We start from the raw sequence: 20,064 nt of genomic DNA, 5'->3' as shown, positions 1-20,064 counted from the left end.
ACTATCCACCCACTTTGGTTATTTTTCGAATTCACGAAGGATCGTTTCCGTCGGGATTCTTTCGATTTTCCATTCGATCGGGGGCGTTTCGATCGTTTTGTGGGCGATACACCGGATGGAGCCGGAAGTGCTGCCGGCAAACATGGCGCATTCCGTATATTTTACGGTTTTAGGGAGTCCTGCGAGCGCTTCGGTTATGGTGGGTTCGTACTTTCCCGTATAGAGTATGGGTTTGCCAGGCAACAGGTTTTTGAGATAATCCCAGGTTTCCGTCCGAAATTCCGGTATGAATTCATAACTTGTTTCATGGGAGTACGTTTGGTAGAGGCAACTACTTATGACGGACGGAACCTTGTGTGCTCCTGCTTTCCAGAGGATGTCGTTCAGTTTGTAGGATTCGTACTCTCCACTTGTGCGTGCGGCGAAGCGTTCGGTGCAGATTTTGGTTCTTCCAGAAAGGATGATTCTTACTAGGAACTCGGCAGCTGCGGAGTTCCCGTCGATGATCCAGGTTCCTAGGGGAATGAGTTCCACGGTAGTTGTGTCCGGTCCGGAAGCGTCTCGCCTTTTTGTACGTACACCCGCGGCTTCGAGGTTTTGCTGCAATTCCGCTTCGAGAGCCTCTTGGCGGTTCGAGGAGACAACCATTTCTTGGGCCCAGTAGTTGCGTTTTTCGGCGTTGTTGCCGTTGTAGATAACAGGGTAGAAGGTGCTGCGGATATAGGTTTTCGGTATTTTAACGAGCGGAAGGATTTCAGTTGTGAGATTCTTCGGATCGAAGGTCGAAGGAAGAGGTTTGTCCGGAGTGGAGCAGGAGATTAATAGAGAAATCCCGAAATGGAATAAGAAAATTAGAATAAAGGATCGATATTTCATGACAGGAGTCTCCCAGTTTTTTGGCGGTTCGAACAGGATTCGCCGATTTCGGGTCGCGCCCCAAAAGTTTCGCGCAATTTCAATTTCAAGTAGGTTCTCGAGCAGATCAACCGTAAACTGTGGGATTTTAAACTCCTGCAACTTTCCCATGTCAACATTCTTTTTCGGCTCCCAAAAAACGGGATTTCAAATCGGATACTTCAAGAGAGAGATTATGATTTATTGCTTAGATACGAATACTTGTATTTATTTTCTTAAAGGCCAAAGCGATAAAATCCAAAAAAACATCTCAAAATTCCATCCAGGCGAAATAAAAATCCCTTCCCTTGTTAAGGGGGAACTTTTGCTTGGAGCGTATAAAAGTAACAATAGAAAAAGAAATAAGGACATCGTTCTTAACTTTTTGGATCCGTTCGAAATTCTCGGTTTCGGGAACACTGAATCAGAAATATGCGCCGAACTCAGAAGAGAGTTGGAATCGAAAGGAAAATCGATCGGGCCGAGCGATTTGTTGATTGCTTCCATCGTTCTGGCTTATAATGGTACATTAGTCACAAATAATGAAAAAGAATTCAAACGAGTCGCTAGTTTGAAGGTAGAGAATTGGCTTTAGGATAGGCGATTCCTACGCTCTAATTTTAAAATCACGTCCCCGTTCAAAAATTTAAAATTCTGGGGAATCGCGCCTCGGATACCTAATCGAGCAGGGGTGATAGGAACTTTCAATCTACTTACGCTTTTGAATCGGATCCCGATTCCCGTTTCCTTCCCATTAAAATAAGAAGAAAAACGATCCTTGTCGATCCCTCCCTTTACGGAAAATCGATTCCAAAGAGATTCGGGAGTATCGATTACGATAGTGTCAATGGTCGCATAACCGATAATTCTCTGTTCGGGGCTGGATGAGTAAATGACGATCGTCTCGACATTTTGAGAGGAGAATTTCTTTCTAAACTCTATATTCTTTTCCCCATTAACGATTTTATGAGCGAATTCCGGTTTGATAGGAAGGAGCACTACTCGACGATTCTTTGTTTTAGCCAAAGCAGGGAATCCTCCTTCACTTTTTGGATGGATTGGATCGGTCCTTTTACGGCGCCCATTCGAGAGAGCTCGTCGAAACCGATCTGTTTTTCTAAAATGCGAGATTCACGAAAAAGTACAACTAAAACTTCCTTCTCCGTCAGATTTTCTATTTCAGAGAGGGAATAAACGGTTCTTTGGCTGATTTTTCGCACGATCTCCTTCGGATCCTGTGAACGGAACGTACATTCGCAAACCCCGACAGCTACGACGGCTCGAATATCTTCGGACCTGTAAAAGAGTAATATATCTCCGGGAGTAAGATGTTTGGCGCTCGAATGGCAAAGATAGGCTTTGCGTATCGTATTTTCCACCGGCAGAAGTCCCGGAAAAAGTTCTCCTTGCTTTTCAGTTTCTCGGAATAAAAGGCGAGAATATTGCGGTTGGATCAGGCAGTATCGTATCAGGTTAATGATCAATAGCGGATTTGCCTCAAATGGAAAGACGGCAATGACTTTGATGTTGAAATCATTCACGGGAAAAAGGGGGCCTATCCGCCGACACGGCTTTAAGGCTTTCGAAGTTTTTCGGTAATTCCGTCGAATTCCGGATGGGGGATTCAGGATATGAATCTGAGATTCGGGAGGAAATAGAACGAATTTCGGGCGAATTGAAAGAGATCAGAAACTATAAAAAGTTTATTAGCGCCTGAGTTCATGATCCCTTCCAAAGATTCGTTTTAGGTTTCCTTCGTAATTTCGTCGCAAGTCGTTTCCAGTCAGAAAACTTCCCATCAGGTCTCGGTTGTGCCAATGTCGCAAAGGGATCGTGCGAATCGTTTTTTCCCGCCTTTGACGGCAGCAAATCTCCGGTTCTTCCGCGGAAATTCGCCTTTTTCTTCGGAGAAATGTCTTTTTTCCCGTTATTTTGTCCTTTTTTTCTCTTGCCAAATTTTCTTTTTGGTGGGAGGTTCAGTCTCGAGCTTTATCTATTCATTTAATATTTAAAGCGGCATCACTGATGTTTGGAATCATTCTTAAAAATCGATTTTCTGGGCGTTTTTTTTCCGTTTTTCTTTGTTTTTCGTACTTTTTAGTCGCTTCTTGTTCCCCGAATCGCCCTGACACCAGCCTCTTATCCATCTTGGAACAGATGGTAGTCAACACCGCCGGAGTTTTGTCCGGAAACTCATCGGGTGGAATCTTTTCCTCCGGTTCCGGTTTTAGCACTTTGTCACCTGGAAGGTCGGTGAATTTGAACGGATCCAACGCGCCCATGGTAAACGGCGTGGTGGTCGATGCGAGTGGCACGGGGCATGCGATCGGTATTTCCACTCAAGGCAATGGTGTGCCGAATCTGATTTTTCTGTATTCAGGCAACTCGAATACTCCGTATGCAGTCGATGTGAACGGGGACGGCATTCCGGATTATTACCTTTGTTACCATTCGGACGGTACCATTACTCTTTCCATGGGACCGAATTGTTCGGGGAGTCCGGTTACGATTTATGCGGGTCAGGGCTTTGATACGAACGGCGACGGTGTGGTGGACAATCCGATCATCGCTCGTTTGGCTACAGATACAATTCCGCCGAGCAGTTCCGTGAATCTGACTCCTGGGACATACGGCGGTGTGCAGACGGTGACGATCACCTGTGCGGATAACGTGGCACCGGGCAATATCGCTTATACATTGGACGGCAGTACTCCGACCTATTCCCCTCAAAACGGTACCATCACCAATCCTCCTAAGACGAGCACCACCATCGGTGGTTCCGGGGACGGGACCTATATTCTGAAATACCGCTGTAGGGATCTGGCAGGGAACGTGGAAAACGTGAATACGGCGACGTACATCGTGAATCATAACGTTCCGAACATCACCTTGGTGAGTCCTCCTGTTTCGTTTTATCTGAGTTCCCTTTCGGGTGCGATCCAATCCACGAGCTATGTTTGGAAATCGAGTCAGACGGGTACGTATAGCGTGCGACAAAACGCCACAGGTTGTACGGACGGAACCGTTTTGGAGAGCGGTACCGTTTCCGCGAACCAAAACAACACTTCCTTTTTGTCGGCCAGTCAACTGAGCTTAGGGCCGAACACGATCTTTATCTGCGTGAGTGGCGGTTTGACGGGGCAGAATTCTTTCTCCGTGACTCGGGATGATACGCCTCCGACGGTGACAGCGAATCCGGGGGCCGGAGGTTACGGTTACGATGGAACGACCCCTATTATAGTGCAGTTAACGTACCAAGATAATATTACGGTGAGCAGCGGTTATCAGGTGGCTTATACGACGGACGGTTCCGCCCCGGCCATCAATTCCCTGACGGGAGCGATTTCCAACGGTAACTCGTATCCTCCAAGCACCGGGAACGGGATTTCTTTGACGTCCAATACAACGATTCGTTTTCTCGCGAGAGATTTGGCGGGGAATCTGTCCACTGTCGGCTCTGCGGTGTATGTGATCGACTCTTCTCGTCCTACGATCCAGGTGAACAGCACCAGTCCCAGCAATAAGGTTGTGAACGCCTCAAACGCATTCGGAATCAATTGGCAGTTTTCCGGTAACGGCGCTTCGTATAAGGTTTTGTTAGGCGGAAGTAATTGTACTTCAGCTACGACCACCACGACTACGAACGGGACTACTACGAGTAAGACTACGTATTCCGGTCCTAGCGGTGTGAAATACAGCAATGCCACGGATTGTGAATGCAATAACGGCGCAACTCCTACAGGGGTCAGTTCCTTTACGAGCGGGAATGTGGTGTCCGGAACCCCGACCAATTCGGATATCAATGTGGGAACGGCAGTTTCCACTTCTCTCGCGAATCTGAATTTCACCGTAGGCAAAAATTCCGTAATTTTGTGCGTCGGGAATCAGGCGAACCAGCCGGAGTACGGTATGCAAACTCTGAATGTGTGGAAGGATACGCAGGCTCCTAAATTGGTTTCCGCGACTCCTTCCGGCGGCGCGACCGGAGTGAATCCGAATCCTTCGCAATTGACCCTGGTGTTCAGCGAGCCTTTGGATCCGACCTCTACGCCCGTTTTGACGGTTCAGGTCTTCCAGTATTCCTCTTGGAAAACTTTGAATACGAGTAACGCGAAATTCCAATTTTTGTGGAGCAGCAACCAACCGGATACGCTTTTGATCCAGCTGCCTTGGATCTTCTTTCCGGAAAACGCTTTGGTCCAGTGGTCGATCGGCGCCGGTTCTCTGAAGGATGCCGCAGGCTTGGCCCTAGCGAGCACAGTCACCCAGAGCTTTTTGACTACCACCTTCGGCGTAGCGACCGGGATGACCGCTCCTTTGTTTGTAACGGGGGAAGGGGATGAGCCCTCTGTCGGTTCCCTTTCCATCGCGCAAAGTTTGAAGACGGGAGCCAGCATCCCGAGCGGGCTCTGGTCCAATTCGTATAGCGGGGATGCCGTAGTTTGGGATGCGAATACGAATCTGATCTGGAAGCAATCGGACGAGGGGGTTTCAACGGACTTTTTTACCGCCTTGAATACCTGCAGTGCGCTGAACTTGGCACATTCCGGTTCGGGCTATGCGTCGATCACGAACTGGAGGCTCCCGACCGTTCAGGATCTGGAAACTTTATCGATTTATAATGCAAGTCCTTCGATCGCAGTCGCTTCGGCATTCAGCGGGACCCTAGCGGCTCCGTATTGGTCGTCCACGTTGTTTGCGCCCACGGTTACGAACGGTTGGTACGTGGACTTTCAGTATCCGGACATCTATTTCGATGCAGTGACGGCAAGTTACACGGTGCGGTGTGTGTCTGGAACGATGGGTCAGGGGACACCGAAGGTGACGCCATGAAAAAAGGACGATTCGGGTTTTGTGCTGTTGCATTGCGGGTGTCGGCGGTCGTTTTGTTTTCGGGATTCAGTTCGGGGCTCCTGGGTCAGACGGCAAGGTTTGCGGTGAATTCCAATAACGCGAGCGTGATCAACGATAGCGCCACCAAGTTGTATTGGCAGAGATGCATTTATCCATATTCGTATTCCACGACGGCGACTCCGGCGGGTTGTCAAAAGAACAGCACGTTTCCGGGAGGGGTAAGTATGGCTTGGTCCTCTGCGGCTTCCTATTGCACCCAGTACAACAAAAACGGGATTACCTGGAGGGTGCCTACGATCCAGGAATTGAAGTCTATCGTGGATCGGTCCCAGTTTGCCCCCGCGATGAACACTCTTTTTGATCCGGGGCAGGCTTCCTCCGGGACAGGGATTCCTGACTTTTTTTGGTCCACGACTTCCTATGCACAGAATACGAATAACGCCTGGACCGTGAACTTTTATTACGGGTACAGTTATTATACTTCTTCGAAGTCGAACCCGGCTTATTTGAGATGCGTGTCCTCCAATTCCCAGTGATTGGGGAGGGGGCGCGAAGCGAAATTGTGAAAAAATATTCTTCGTTTTTCCGGACGGTTCATTATGTTGGTTGGTCTTTTTTTTAGAATTCGAGCGTTTTTGAATCCTAGACCAGGTCGTTCGTTTTTTTTCCGAGTCTTTCTGTATTCGGTCTTAGCTTCCTTGTTTGTTTTGGACGGGAAGCTTACTTCCCAACCTGTGAACGTTCCGCAGTTGAATCCTCAGACGTATAACTGGCAGCAGTGGCAGAACCAATTGCAGGCCACCTACTCCGTGGCCGGGAATTCTCACAATATCAACAGTTGGGATGCGATCGTATTGCAGAGTTACGGTGTGTTGCAATCGCAGTGGGAGGCTCAGGTCCAGGCGCAGATCAGCAACGTCGTGAGCGGGGTGAATACCCAAGACAGTTTTCAGAGCGTACAGGATTATAAGAATTATGTGTACGACTCTCTGGAAAGCCAGGCGTCGAGCCTATTGACCCAGTGGCAGAGAGACGCGGAATTCGCGATCCAGACCCAGAGGGACCAGTTTATAGACGCGTATTACGGCGGGAATGTGGCCACCGTCACGAATCTGAAGAATCAGTTCGATGCGGAATTCCAGTCATTGCTCAACGGAGGGAAGCCTACGTTGAACGGCGGACAAAGCGCGGACACGAGTCTTTTGACCAATAACCAGCAGTCCTTGAACGCTTTAGAGCAGCAGTGGTACAGCCAGTTTAACTCGAATCTCCAAAACGGTCTTTGGAACTACGAGCAGGCATTGCAGAGTCTGAATACGAATTATCAGAATTTGTTGGCGCAGATCAACCAGACGCAGGCTCAGTACCAGGCCTATTTGCAACAGATCCAGTCCTACGAGTCGAGTGTGAAGGATCAGGTGAACCAGACGGTCATGGGGTACCAGCAATTTCTGAACGGGAACGATCTGTTTTGGAATACCGCGACGGCGTTGAAGGACACCGCGTCCGGAGCCGCGATCTCCGCAGTCTGTACGTCCGGAAACTGTACGAATTATACCTACGATACGACCGCAAACCAGTTTGTGAGCAGTTGTCCTAGCGGGGATACTTGCGTGCAATTATTGTACGATCTTACGAACGCAACCTACGTGAATCCGAGCTGTCCGGCCACTGCGACGAGCGGGTGTACGACTTTGGCGACCATCCATACGTCTTTGAACGCGGACGGAAAGGCCTTCCAGAATCTGATCAACAATATCGAAACCGCGATTACGCAGGGAAAGACTGGCCTGGCCATCTTTGACCAAACCACGTCTCAGATGCTATCGTATCCCCAGAGCTGTCTGAACACGGGAGAGGTGTGCGGTCAGGGTTGGTATGATAGCACCCAACAGAAGTTTTTGACCAGTGCGACTTGTCCGACGGGGGATACCTGTTATCAAGCGATCGTGGACTCCACGAACCCAGCCGCATTGACGGGTCAGTATTTTGCGAACAGTTGCCCTGCCAGTGATCCGAATTGCGTGTCTTGTCCGAGCGGAAGTTCGGGACAGGATACCTGCCAGATCCAGACGATGGAAGTCTCCTTGGTGTATGCGGCGACTACCCTGTCCAACTTTTTGCAGCAAGAGATCGCGAATGCGCAGGGTCAGGTGGCATTGTACCAGGCGGGAGGGTCCGCAAGCGTGTCCGTACCGAACGGATACAGCGACTTGCCCACCGTAGCGAATCCGTTTGCCACAGTGTCGAACGTATTTTCCGTTACTAGACAAGACTTCTTAAATGGAAATGCGAATAGTTCGGGGGCCGTGGGGTTGGCTTGGAATATCGTGAAGTATGTTTTGGGGCAGGAGACCCAGGCGCAGTTTGCGAATTATCTGGAAAATGCATATTCCGCTAGCTTGTCTGCAGGGGGAAGTGCTTCTTGCAATCCGGACACTTCGTCTTACTATTATAATGATTCATATCGCGTGAATGATTATAATCCGGCCTGTCTAGCGAGTTGGTTCGGGAGTTTGGGTCCCGGATCTTTGATTACGGGGATTAATGCGGCAGATCTGACTGCGTTCCAGGATACCAGATACCAAGGGAATATGGCTGGAGGATCTAACAACTGGGGGGTGGATCCCGCGTACTGCCATGACTGGCTGGGGTGTTATGGGAATATTTTCACAGGGGCTCCTGCGATTGCAGGGGCGAACCAGACGTTTTCGAGTAATCGTACGATAGGTCAGACTCCAGGGACGAATTTTTACGACTATTGGGAAGACGAGAGCGGTTGTTACGGCTGGCCTCTGATTTGCGGGGTTGGGATGGTTCAGTGGCAGGAGGATGGGATCGCCATCAATCTGAACTATCAGGTGTCCAACTTCAATTCCGGGGCCAATGCCACTACTTGGCAGAATTTGGCCACGCAGTTGCAGAGCTTTGCCTACAATTGGGACCAAAACGTATTGCCGAGCATTACGAATTGGACCGGGCAGGTGAGTACCTTCCAGGCGCAGTATGCGAGCTGGCAGTTGAAAGAGCAGACTTTGCTTTCTCAGGCGCAAGCGGATTACGCCACAGGCTTACAGAATCTGCAGAATAGTGAGACGAATTGGTTGTCCCAGATGAACCAGCTCCAGTCCAAAGCGACTGCGGATTTTGCCTCAGTGAATCGGAAGTTACAGGATAGTCGGAACCAGGCAGACGCGAATCTCTTGGCTCAGGAGTTGTTCGGTGTTTTGAATCCGAATTCCATCTCCTCCGGGACGGATTTGTCCCAGACTCCGAGTAGCGGGATCATCACGAGTTCCTTGTTTGCGAATGTGAGTTCCGGGTTGCAGTCCACGAATGCTCAGGGGCAGTACGGAAACTTGAATTTTAATCTCCTCGCGAATTTTGCAGGGAGTTTGAACCAGGCGATGTCCGGGATTTCCAATCTTACGCTCCTTTCCTCTACCAACAATGCTCTGTTAAACGACAGAATGAGCTATATGCAACAAATGGCGAATAGCCTGGCTCAGGAACGGACCTTTACGCAGAACGGGCAGGACCAACTGCTGAGGGACAACGGACATCTGGCCACCAAACGGGGAGACGACGGCAAGACGTATCTGACGGATCAGGACGGGAATTATATCCAGTATTGCGATCCTACGAGCGGGGTCTGCGGACACGAGACGATCGATCAGTTCATCACTTCCAAGTGCGGGAACGATCTGATGAGTTCCGTTTGTTCCGGGTATACGACTTTGAAGTACGCGAACGTGCATGTGGATTCCAACGGAAATATCCTGATGGACCAAGCGACTTATACCGGGGCAGCGGACGGCCAAGGGGACAATGTCGCCAATTATCGGTTCGGTCAGTATAACCAGCATATCAGCGTGGGACCGCCTCCGGCATTCCTTTTGGGTCATGGGGGAGGGGTCGGGAATCTTTTCGATACGAGCAATAGCTATAACGAGGCGGGAAGGATTTCCGAGGTCATCAGCGCGAGTTTTAACGGGGTGAACAATTTCTTTGCCAATAGCAATTATTCCAACGCCATCCTTTCCAAACTGGCGGGTTACGACGCTTTGAATAGCGCGAACGAAACCAAGGCGTCTATGAGCGCGAGTGACCAAGCCCAAAAGGCCGGGATGGTGGCCGATTTTATAGAGAGCGTGTTTTTGGGAGGGATGAGCACGAAGCAATGGATCGCTCATGAGACCCATAATATGGTGCAGAGTTTGTATGCAACGGCGCTTGTGAACACCTTCCATCTGTCTCCGGAGGCGGCTTCGTTTTTGGCGGGGGCGTATTTGGATCACGAAGCATACAAGTCTGCGGAGCATCATTTGCAGGGATTGACAGGCGTCCGGAACGTACTACAGGCTCTGGGACCCTTGGATCCTCTGATGTATATGGAGGGAGATCTGCTGTATAAGCTGGGGGGAGGAATTTTCCGTCCGGACGATATGGCGGCGATCAGCCAGTGGAGGAACGATAAGACGGCGGTGTACGGTCTCCTCATGACGGAATACGGGAAGTCACAGGGTTGGTCTCCGGATGTCATTCAATTGGCATCCCAGTTGGCGACGGATTTTGCACGCCAAAACGACGCTAAGACGGAATTGGGAATGAGGGGGCAGGCGCTGTCCCTGGGAAGGTTGGAACGCTCCGTGGCGGCGATGGAAGCCTCGATCGAGGGGCCAATTTCTGAAGCCATAGGATTTGCAGCGGAAGCAGCCGCGAGGACGCTGAGTAACGCTCACCTGATCTCGCAACGGGAAGAGAAGGATTTTGATAAGAACTTAAGAAGCGCCATCAACTCCGTAAAGCTAACGGACGAGAAGAATGCGATCACTCAGTGGCATAACGACCAAATCCAAGCCGCGGAGTTTGCAACGGCGCAGATCGGAAAGCAGAACGGTTGGTCCGCAGACGAGATTGCCAAGATGCAACAGATCGTAGGGTCCTATATGAAGCATAAGGAGGCTCAAAGAGAGTTCGGGGAGACTTCCGCGATGTTCTCTCTCGGACGGATCGAGGGGCAACTGAGGCTTGCTGCGAGCAATGTGGAAGGGCCGCTGGCAGAGATCGAGAACGCACTCCTGAAACCGGGACTGGAAGTGTTCCGGGATCTCCATTTGATTTCCAACGGAGACTATAAGAAGATCGAAGGGAACCTTCGGAAGGACGTGGATGCGACGAAGTTGAGGGAATACAAGGACGACGAGAAGGCTTGGCAACAGGAGAAGATCGAGCTAGCGAAAACCTCCATCGAGATCTACGGGAACCAAGCGGGCTGGGATCCAGCGTATACGAAACAGATGGAGCAGATCGTAGGGGACTATCTTACGAGAGAACAGGCAAAGGCGGAGCTGAGGAAATTAGACGCAGCGAAAATCGTCTTAACCGGCGGGACGAGCCTTCTTGACAAAGCGTTGTTTAAGGGAGGCCTAGGCGTACTGGAAGCGAAGGTTTATAGAGGCGCCTTAACAACGTTTGCAGACGTGGGAAAGGCCTTCGGATTGTTCAGCAAATCGGATGTGAAGAGTATCTATCGGCAATCGAAGGATTGGTCGGATACGGTAACGGGCGCGGCCTTGCAGGCACAGTCCGAAGTCGGGATGGTCAATAAGTCCTTTCTCAAACAAAAGGCGAGAGAACTATTTTTTGATGCGATTGCGCGGAGTATGGATCCGAACGGATCGGAGCAGGAAGTGGAGAACTTTGCGAGCCTCCTCCGTGGATATATGGACCATAGAGAGGCGAAGAAGCAGGCGAGACAGGAGAGGGTGAACGAGGCGGCCCAGGCAGTGGAGCTTGCGGCCTCGATCCTGATTACAGTGGCTAGTTCTGGAACTGCCTCCGAGACGTTGCTAGAAACGATTGCCTCCATCACAAACGACATTAAAAACGTAGCGACCTTGGCAACAGACGGAATGAGCGCTATGCGGATTGCGCGAGCGGTGGCGGTGGTTGCGAATATTGCAACCCAGACCATCGTAGGAGAAGAGCAGGGCGGAACGAACGGAGCCATCGCCGGGTTTTTGAACGGAATGATCTCGTCGGTAACGATGGCGGGTAAGATCCCGTATACCGGGTTTGTGACTTGGACCTCGCATAGAAACGCGGATCTCTTGATGGGAGAGGACGAACAGAAGGGAGGCTGGGGAGGAGGAGCCGGCTTTTCCGTAGGAGATGTGACGGTGGGTGCCAGCTTTGCGCCCGGGAGCGGTGTGGACGTGAACGTGAACTATGCCGGAGGTCTTTTGCCAAAAGGTAGCTTTGTGGGGATAGACTACAATGCAGGAAGCGGTAACTACACGTTGAACGGAGGTTATGATGTATATTCGAAGGGGGGGAACCATTATGGGCTGGCAATGTCCGCAAGTAAAGACGGCCAAGCGAGCGTAGGGGCCTTTTATAACTACGAATCAGGCAATCGTAAGATCGGCACGAACGGGGCGACGATCAACTTTTCAAACAGCGGAAACTTTGACGTCAGCGGACAGTTCCGGGGAACGAATGTTGCCACGATGGACTTCGACACGAATACACATCGTTATAAGGTCCAGGGGAACGATAATTTCATCAACGAATTGAGTACGAACCTGATCCAGGAGCATGCCGGGGAGAACAGACAAGAGTCAATCAAACCTACAGCAGAAGCAATCGGCCACGTATTGTCCGAGCGTGGTGTGATCCAGGAATCGACGGTCCAGAAGATGGTCGCAGAGGGTCATGGAGAAGAAGTGCTTGCGATGTATGACAAATACAAATCGGACATGATCGAGAAGGTTGGTCAGAAGGGTTGGGAGAATATATTAGGAGAGTCCGCAAAGTCGATCCAAGAGAAATATGGAGTTGATATTTCAGTTAATAAAGGAGCTTCCGCAGAAGGTACCTTAGAATCTCTTTGGAGTAGAGTGAAATCGGATGCACTTTTAGCACTTGGGGTATCCGACGTGGGCGGAGCGAGAAGCACGGGAAGTAAGTCCTTCGAGTTCGATACATGCTTTGTAGCCGGGACACTCGTATACACAAAAGAAGGTTATAAAGGAATAGAGAAGATCCAAGTAGGGGACTGGGTCTTGTCTCACAACGAAAAGACGGGACAGTTATCTTTCCAAAGGGTAACAGAGACGTATATCCATGACGTACCGCTCGTTCATAAGATCACATATCACAACGGAATAGTCGTAGAGACTACCTGGAACCACCCATTTTATGTGAAGGGTTCCGGTTGGACGCAAGTAAAGGATCTAAGTCCGGAGGACCGTTCCGTGACGTTGGCGAGTATCCAGAACAGTGTGATTTTAGAAGGGAGAAATCAGGGAGTTGCAATTGGTGCTTCTTTGGCTTCCCTTGGCGGGCAAGCGAGCAACACCGTGGCTCCGTCTTGGTCTGAGACGTATGCGGGCACCATTGGTATACGCAAGGTGGAGGAGATCCGTAGACCGGAGAAGGTGTACAACATAGAGGTTGAGGGGAACCACAGCTATTTTGTAACGAAGTCGAGAGTGTTGGTGCATAACTATACCCAACAGATTCAAGATATTTTGGATGGAAAAGGGATCCTGACGGAAGACAATTCCAAGCTGATGGGAGGAATTGCCGGTTACGATAAATCGGGTAGTCCTATCTATGAGAAATCAAAAGCTACCATTGCGGACAAGCTTAGAGCACTTGGTAAAATAGAAGAATTTAATTACGGCGGTTCGAAGTGGGAGAAAACTTCAGGTAACTCCAAGGACTACGTAAGTTTTAGTACAAAGTCGAACCCGTATGGAAAGCCTGAAGAATTGATATTCCATAAAGAGAACGGCGAACTGAAAATCCTGCAGAGACAGTATCATGAAGGTAAATGGTATGAGGCATCGAGCACGAACCTGGATGTATTGAAACAGTCAGTAGCAGGGTTTAAGACGGATGATGCGTCGGCCATGACGTATGCTACGAACGTATTAGGAGAGAGGGGAGCTAAGGGTGGTAAATACGATGACGGAAAACCTAAAGTAGCGATCGTAAGAGATCCTGTAACCGGGGAAGCAAAGTTTTCCGAAACAGCTACGGGGCGCAAATCAGTCGAGATTCAAATTCCTACTGGAAATCCAAAGGAACCACTTATAGGTAAACTATTGATGGGGGACGTTGCGAGGACGCAGAGGGAGACTCGGGGAGATTATTCGGAGAAAGGAAAACCGAAGATGATCATAGAGTATGATTTACGTGATCCGAAGCAGCGGGAGGCTTATAAGAGAGATGCGAATGCTGCAATAGGTAAGGACGGAGGCCATCTACTGGACGAGAGTATCTGTTACGTAGCTTCATATTCGACAAATGAACGATTTGCGGACATTCCGACTGGGGAGCTTGCGAGAAAGATAGGTTATAAGGCAGCGGAGCAAGGAAAGAGAACTTCAAATTTAACAGCTAAGGATGCAAAGGTAATGCTGAAGGAATTCGGCTTAACTGTTAAAGAAAACGATATTTATGAATATAAGGAGAATAAAGAGGGAACTAATCAAAGTCAACTGTACGATTGGGTAAAGAACCAGATTGAGAATGGAAAGACGGTAAATGTTCCTGGAGATTTAGACGCAAGCTACCGCAAATCACAAGGAAAAAAGGCGATGGGTCACTGGATAGAGATCGTGGGATTTGTGGACGGTCCGCCTGGCAAACGCGGATATATGGTCAATGATTCTTGGGGGGATTTAACAAAGCATTACTCAAAAGAGAAAGGCGGCCAAGATGGTCGGTTGGTTTTCTACCCAGCGGATGATCCTACAATAGCCGATTTGGCTCCAAGTGGAGGCGCATATTCTATTACTAAGGATGACGGCCAGCCAGATGGTCTACCAGATAAATCTCAAACACCTTCAAAAGGATTTAGAAAGCGAAACAGTAATTGGTTCGGAGACATTGGTGGAGGAGCTTCTAAAATATGGCATTGGTTTACGGGTGGTAATCAATAATATGAAAAATTTTAAATATATTTTATTGCTCATTATTTTTATGTCCTTCTTGCAGTTGGAAGGTCAAGAGGAACTTCGTTTTGGTTCCGATTGTATTACTGCAAAAGATAATGAGAGCTTGTACAGGCTTTCGAAAATGAAGGACGAAGATACTCTTCAGGGAGATTTTATATTTCAGTCATTGAGAGGGAAATTAAAGTATGGTCGCTGGTCGGATGGTCTGGGTTTGGCGACGTCTCATTTACGTCCAAAAGGAAAGGCGGCAGCAGATTTGCTGAAGTCTAAGCCTTCCGAAAAAAATATAGATAAGTATAATGAGTGGCTTTGGAAAACTTGTGAAAACGCGCTTTATGATGGTCTATATGAACAACATGACAGGGCTTATTGTACAGATAAAAACAAGGGTGTCGGCGAGATAATTTTATCATACATTGCAATCAAGAGCGGAGACGATAAATTTAATTATTTTTATATTTTGCCTGGCAAACAGAACTCGGCAGCGAATTACTTAAAGTATAATAGGCCTAAAGATATTACAATTTATTATTTAGTAACGGCTCAATATGGTGCATCTCAGGTATCAGATAAACAATTTACCGATCCGGCATTGTATCAGAGACAAAAGGTTACCTTGTCAGATCGCGTTGGTTACCAAAGAATCGACATTAAAAATTTTGAAGAAATGTATGAAGATATCTATGAGACGAAAAGTGGAAAGAGCGTAGTACTCATTCTTGCTGGAATTGAGGTCAATAGCGTTTACGAAGGCTCCATATATAAGGATATTACCTGCATAGGTGACATAGGTAATTTCAATACTCCGGATAAATTCCAATATGTTCCGAAATAAAAGTAATCTCCTAAGAACTGCAAGCCTTTCAATCTTCATCCCCCCAGAACATTGTGAGGATGAAGATTCGGTTACTATGTTACTGAATCCCGACTGTAATCGCAGGGTTTGTAATTGGGGCACCACTGAAGTAAACCGTGTATGTCCCAGCAACTGCTGTGGTATAAGTGGCGGTAGCCGTTCCATTTAAGCCCCCTCCAGTACCGCCTGTGAATTGCGTCGATGTGGTAATTGTTCCGTTATTCGTATTTATTGGGCAAGCGCCTAAATATCCAGTATAAGTCATTGTGCTGCTCCCTGCAGGTATTGTAACAGTAACTTGATCACTTACAGACACCACAATCGTAACCGCACTAATGTATACCGAAGCGGTTGCTGCAATAAAGGACGCGGTACCAGTCTGCCCCTTTTTTAGAGTTTGAGGGGGAACGTATTTAGTTGAACCCCCGAGGGTAACAGCACACTGCCCTGAAATATAGAGCAGGTAGTCCGTAGTGAGATCATTGCTATTGCTGCTGCTTTTCTTGCAGGATCCGAGACTCAACATAGCGATCGTGGCCAATAGGATTAGAGTGGGGGCCGCTTTCCAATTTTTCATCGTAGTAAGAATACTCCTTTCTGTATAAGTCCAAGGGAACATCGTTTGGACACAGTGTCGAGGAAAATCGACGAGAATCCCGGTTTTTGAGGGAATTTTGGATGCTTTTTATCAATTTTTGATCCATCTTTGCCGTTTATTGAAATGCCACTATGCAGGTAAAAACGAGGATAACGTGACCATCGCGAATGTACTGTTTATTTACAGATCTCTGTCACACCGGCGTTGTGAAGGATGCTGGATTGGGATATCGCACTTTGATAACTACGCTCTGATGTAGAAGGGTGATCGATTCAGAAAGGATAAAGTTCTTGTGGCTCGAGCCCGCGAAGGATCGACGCGGGGTCAAGTTATTGAGTGGGGAGTATGCAATTGGCGACAAAGATTGAATGTTGCAATAACTTGACCGAAGCGGAGAGCCTGACCCGAAGCTATTGATATAAGGGTGCTCTAGTAGAAGAAAACATGAGGGGCGCGGCCAAAAGGAATACAGGGGATTACAGAGTGAAATCGGATGCACTTTTAGCACTTGGGGTATCCGACGTGGGAGGAGCGAGGAGCACGGGAAGTAAGTCGTTCGAGTTCGATACTTGCTTTGTAGCCGGAACACTGGTATACACGAAAGAAGGTTATAAAGGGATCGAGGAGATCAACGTAGGTGATTTAGTACTATCACACAATGAGAAAACAGGACAATTGTCCTTCCAAAGAGTAACAGAGACGTATGTCCATGACGTACCGCTCGTTCATAAAATTACATATCACAACGGAACAGTAGTAGAGACGACTTGGAACCACCCCTTTTATGTGAAAGGCTCCGGTTGGACCCAAGTGAAGGATCTAAGTTCGGAGGACCGTTCTGTGACGTTGGCGAGTATCCAAAACAGTGTGATTTTGGAGGAGAGAGGCAGAAGAGTTGTCGTAGGTGCTTCTTTGGCTTCCCTTGGCGGGCAAGCAAGTGTTGCGACTCCCTCTTGGTCCGAGACGTATGCGGGTACGATTGGGATCCGCAAGGTGGAGGAGATCCGTAGACCGGAGAAGGTGTACAATATAGAGGTGGAAGGGAATCACAGCTATTTTGTAACGAAGTCGAAAGTGCTGGTACATAACTATGATAAGACGATTCGGGAAATACTTACGAATAATGATTTGAGCGCTAAAGAAAAGATGAACAAACTTTTCGAAAGAGATTCGTTTACATACGAAGGTAAAGTATGGCAAAGACAGGAAATCTCTCCCGAAGTTAAGAATAAAAGCGGTAAGGTAATACAAGAAAAGCAATTCGGTTTCTTTTCGAAAGAGAACCAATATGGCAAACCTGATACACTAACCTTCCGTGAAGGTAGTGGAGGCAAACTGGAAGCGGTTCAGGTTCAGAAAGAAGGGGAATATTATAAAAATACAAAGGTTTATGATCAGAACTTCAATTGGAAAGGAAACGTAGACTTTGCCGGAAATCTCCCTGTATTTGATAAGAACAACTCTGAATCAATAAAATTCCATACAGATTATACGAATCAATTTGCAAAGGAGAGGGGATACGATTTAGTGAAAGACGGTTCAGGTAAAACAAAGCTGAGCTATACGGAATCAGGGAAGCCCTAGCCTAGTGACGTAAACCCGGACACCTTTTTTGCTGAAAAAGAGGTAAAGGTAAAACGATGAGCAGACAAGGCAAATACTCTTCGGAGTTTAAAGAACAGGCAGTAAAAAGGGCCTTAACGGGATCCTTCACGATAAAAGAAGTAGCGAAGTCGTTGGGGATCAGCTATTTTGTATTGCGACAATGGAAGGCGGCTTACGTGAAGAAATCAGAAGAAGAACAAAACCCTCCGACAGATAAGCAGATCAAAGAAAGCGAAGAGCTGCGGAAACTTAGAAAAGAGATTCACCGGCTCAAAGAGGAGAATGCGATTTTAAAAAAGTATTCAGCCATGCTTTCGAAGGAACAAAATCTCGATTAGAGTTTATGGAGACGTACCGAGGTTTGTTTTCCGTAAAAAGCATGGCCAGATTATTTAATGTATCTCGATCCAGATTCTATGAATATCTGAAGAGGAGAAAGAATGAATTAGATAAGTACGATCCGGAGTTTGTAAAATTCCTCTATGAGACTTGGAAGAGGCATTGCGAGAATTATGGTTTTCTCAGATTGTTTCGAGAGTCAAAGAAATTGTATCCATGTTATGGAGCCCGATCTGTTCGTAAAGTGATGAAACTTTGCAAAATCAAAGGAAAACAAGAGAAAAGATTTAGGCCATTCACAACAGATTCAAGACACACCGGTCGTATTGCCCCGGATTTAGTTGGGAGAGGATTTAAACGATCCTCGAAGAATGAAGTTTGGGTTTCGGATGTAACGTATCTTCCATCATCTCTTGGTTGGCTTTATCTTTGTGTGGTTTTGGACCTCTACTCTCGGAAAGTAGTGGGCTGGTCCTTGGGACTTCGCAATGATTCTCAGTTAGTTAAGTCTGCCCTCATGAAAGGGATTGAGCTTCGGAACCCACCAAAGGGACTCATCTTTCATTCGGATAGAGGATCCAATTATTGTTCGGAAGAAACTCGGAAGTTCCTTATTGCAAATAAAATCAGGAGGAGTAATAGTCGGAAGGCCAACTGTTGGGATAATGCAGTCTCTGAATCGTTTTTTAGTACCCTAAAGAGAGAGATTCAGTATAATTACTTTTACAAATTAGAGGATGCTAAAGTAACTCTTTTTGATTATATAGAAGTTTATTATAATCGACAGAGGCTACATTCCTTCATAGGCTATGTAAGTCCCGTGGAATTTGAAGAACAAGTGGCTTAAAATGTGTCCGCTAAAACGTCACTAGGCTATAAGTTGGTTCGTTATAAATATGGAGAGTATTTACTTGGTATGGGAAATTATAACACGGTGGTTCGAAAGAAATGAAACGTACGCTTTTGCTAAATTTCTTAATTTTGACTCTTTTTCAGAATTCAATATTTGCCATTGACATTGACAAGGAGGTGAAAACCCATTTTAGCAGTTTATTTACACCAGGCGACAATGGGCATGGTATTTATGCTGCCTCAAAGTCTGATGAAAAGCTAATTTTTAATGCGAAAGCTAAAGTTATCAAAGGAATGGATCCAAAAACTTTAGACTACATATATGGGCCTCCTTCAAATACTAAATGGTCAATTGGAAATAGCGGAGGTCTTGGCGAATATATTCTCTTGGTGAATAAGTTTGATTTTCTTGATATGAAAGAATCAAAGTCAGATGATAAATACATCATAAAGTTTCAGAATTCTTGTAAGAATGAAAAAGGAGATAAATTTAAAGCTGCGAATGTTACTAAGGCTAAGATAACTCTTTTTGAAGGCTCATTTAATTTAATAAATGCAATGGTACCGAAAGTTACGAGCAAGGTGAAAGAGAAGAAATCCTTCGAAGTCACTTTAGATTCTGATTCGGATGTGACCATTGACTTAAACTACAAACCAACGGAAGGTTTTTATTATGTTGCGAAGCTTGAAATATTGGCCGTAAACGATCTTTCGTTGAAGAAATTCTGTACAGATAAGTTTTCCATTGGAAAATCTGAATAAATCGAAAATTCGCCTTGGGGCGATAGCGGGGATTTGCTCTGCGATCGTATTGGTCGGTCTTTCGACCTATTTTTATATGAATCGTAAAAGTGGTTATGAGAAGTTATTAGAAAAGTATCCTGATGCTTTTGTTCCATTTGATGATCTGGATAGAGATGATCGAGAGTATACTGACGAGGAAGAAAGTGGATACTATTTGACGATTGGTGAAAGAAATATAAACCAACTATTGGATTTTTTGTACAGTGATAGTATTCGCTTGACATTTCTTCAGAAAGAAATTTCCTAATTTTCTAAAATTGGTTCGTCGTTTTCCTCGGTTTTGATTCCTTCGA

At 47.1% G+C, this 20,064-nt stretch carries 13 protein-coding genes; 9 read left to right on the top strand and 4 right to left on the bottom strand.

The window, feature by feature from the left end; translation table 11 throughout:
* Nucleotides 1-18: 18 nt before the first annotated feature.
* Nucleotides 19-876, bottom strand: a complete 858-nt coding sequence (locus EHO61_RS10195) for a hypothetical protein (protein WP_135813505.1) — start codon at nucleotides 874-876, stop codon at nucleotides 19-21.
* 214 nt (nucleotides 877-1,090) lie between these two features.
* Here EHO61_RS10195 and vapC point away from each other — a divergent pair, with 214 nt between their 5' ends.
* A complete protein-coding gene (gene vapC / locus EHO61_RS10190; protein ID WP_135813504.1) occupies nucleotides 1,091-1,489 on the top strand; it encodes a type II toxin-antitoxin system tRNA(fMet)-specific endonuclease VapC in 399 nt (132 codons plus the stop codon).
* Here the strand turns inward: vapC and EHO61_RS10185 are convergent.
* The 3 genes from EHO61_RS10185 to EHO61_RS17355 all read right to left on the bottom strand — a co-directional run bounded on the left by EHO61_RS10185 (nucleotide 1,486) and on the right by EHO61_RS17355 (nucleotide 3,176).
* Entirely contained in the window at nucleotides 1,486-1,920 is a 435-nt protein-coding gene (locus EHO61_RS10185; protein WP_135813503.1) for an ASCH domain-containing protein, read from the bottom strand. The two genes, vapC and EHO61_RS10185, sit on opposite strands and share 4 nt — an antisense overlap.
* Entirely contained in the window at nucleotides 1,893-2,378 is a 486-nt protein-coding gene (locus tag EHO61_RS10180; protein WP_135813796.1) for a hypothetical protein, read from the bottom strand. The genes EHO61_RS10185 and EHO61_RS10180 overlap by 28 nt, the downstream gene beginning before the upstream one ends.
* 513 nt (nucleotides 2,379-2,891) lie before the next feature.
* Complete coding sequence (locus EHO61_RS17355; protein WP_246032088.1) at nucleotides 2,892-3,176, bottom strand: hypothetical protein; 285 nt, start codon at nucleotides 3,174-3,176, stop codon at nucleotides 2,892-2,894.
* Here EHO61_RS17355 and EHO61_RS10170 point away from each other — a divergent pair.
* From EHO61_RS10170 to EHO61_RS10130, 8 genes are all read left to right on the top strand, one after another.
* Entirely contained in the window at nucleotides 3,154-5,727 is a 2,574-nt protein-coding gene (locus tag EHO61_RS10170) for an Lcl domain-containing protein (protein ID WP_246032087.1), read from the top strand. The two genes, EHO61_RS17355 and EHO61_RS10170, sit on opposite strands and share 23 nt — an antisense overlap.
* On the top strand, nucleotides 5,724-6,284 hold the full coding sequence (locus EHO61_RS10165; RefSeq protein WP_135813501.1) for an Lcl C-terminal domain-containing protein: 561 nt from the start codon (nucleotides 5,724-5,726) through the stop codon (nucleotides 6,282-6,284). The genes EHO61_RS10170 and EHO61_RS10165 overlap by 4 nt, the downstream gene beginning before the upstream one ends.
* Before the next feature lie 99 nt (nucleotides 6,285-6,383).
* On the top strand, nucleotides 6,384-14,702 hold the full coding sequence (locus EHO61_RS10160) for a TIGR04388 family protein (RefSeq protein WP_246032086.1): 8,319 nt from the start codon (nucleotides 6,384-6,386) through the stop codon (nucleotides 14,700-14,702).
* Entirely contained in the window at nucleotides 14,653-15,552 is a 900-nt protein-coding gene (locus EHO61_RS10155) for a hypothetical protein (protein ID WP_342776060.1), read from the top strand. Before EHO61_RS10160 ends, EHO61_RS10155 begins: the two co-directional genes overlap by 50 nt.
* 1,063 nt (nucleotides 15,553-16,615) lie before the next feature.
* Nucleotides 16,616-17,755: a polymorphic toxin-type HINT domain-containing protein gene (locus EHO61_RS10145; RefSeq protein ID WP_135813498.1), complete on the top strand. Its 1,140-nt coding sequence runs from the start codon at nucleotides 16,616-16,618 to the stop codon at nucleotides 17,753-17,755.
* Between the two features lie 56 nt (nucleotides 17,756-17,811).
* Nucleotides 17,812-18,962 (top strand): IS3 family transposase gene (locus tag EHO61_RS10140; protein WP_135813497.1). Its coding sequence is split into 2 segments (ribosomal slippage): nucleotides 17,812-18,079 and nucleotides 18,079-18,962, totalling 1,152 coding nucleotides; the frame shifts between segments, so codons are not numbered across the junction.
* A 101-nt stretch (nucleotides 18,963-19,063) separates the two neighbouring features.
* A complete protein-coding gene (locus EHO61_RS10135) occupies nucleotides 19,064-19,729 on the top strand; it encodes a hypothetical protein (RefSeq protein ID WP_135813496.1) in 666 nt (221 codons plus the stop codon).
* Complete coding sequence (locus EHO61_RS10130) at nucleotides 19,713-20,018, top strand: hypothetical protein (protein ID WP_135813495.1); 306 nt, start codon at nucleotides 19,713-19,715, stop codon at nucleotides 20,016-20,018. The genes EHO61_RS10135 and EHO61_RS10130 overlap by 17 nt, the downstream gene beginning before the upstream one ends.
* Nucleotides 20,019-20,064: the final 46 nt, after the last annotated feature.

Origin of the sequence: Leptospira fluminis (genome assembly GCF_004771275.1) — a bacterium.
GTDB classification, from domain to species: Bacteria; Spirochaetota; Leptospiria; order Leptospirales; family Leptospiraceae; genus Leptospira_B; species Leptospira_B fluminis.
Note: the sequence above shows the minus strand (reverse complement) of the source record. Positions and strands in the feature narration are given on the sequence as shown.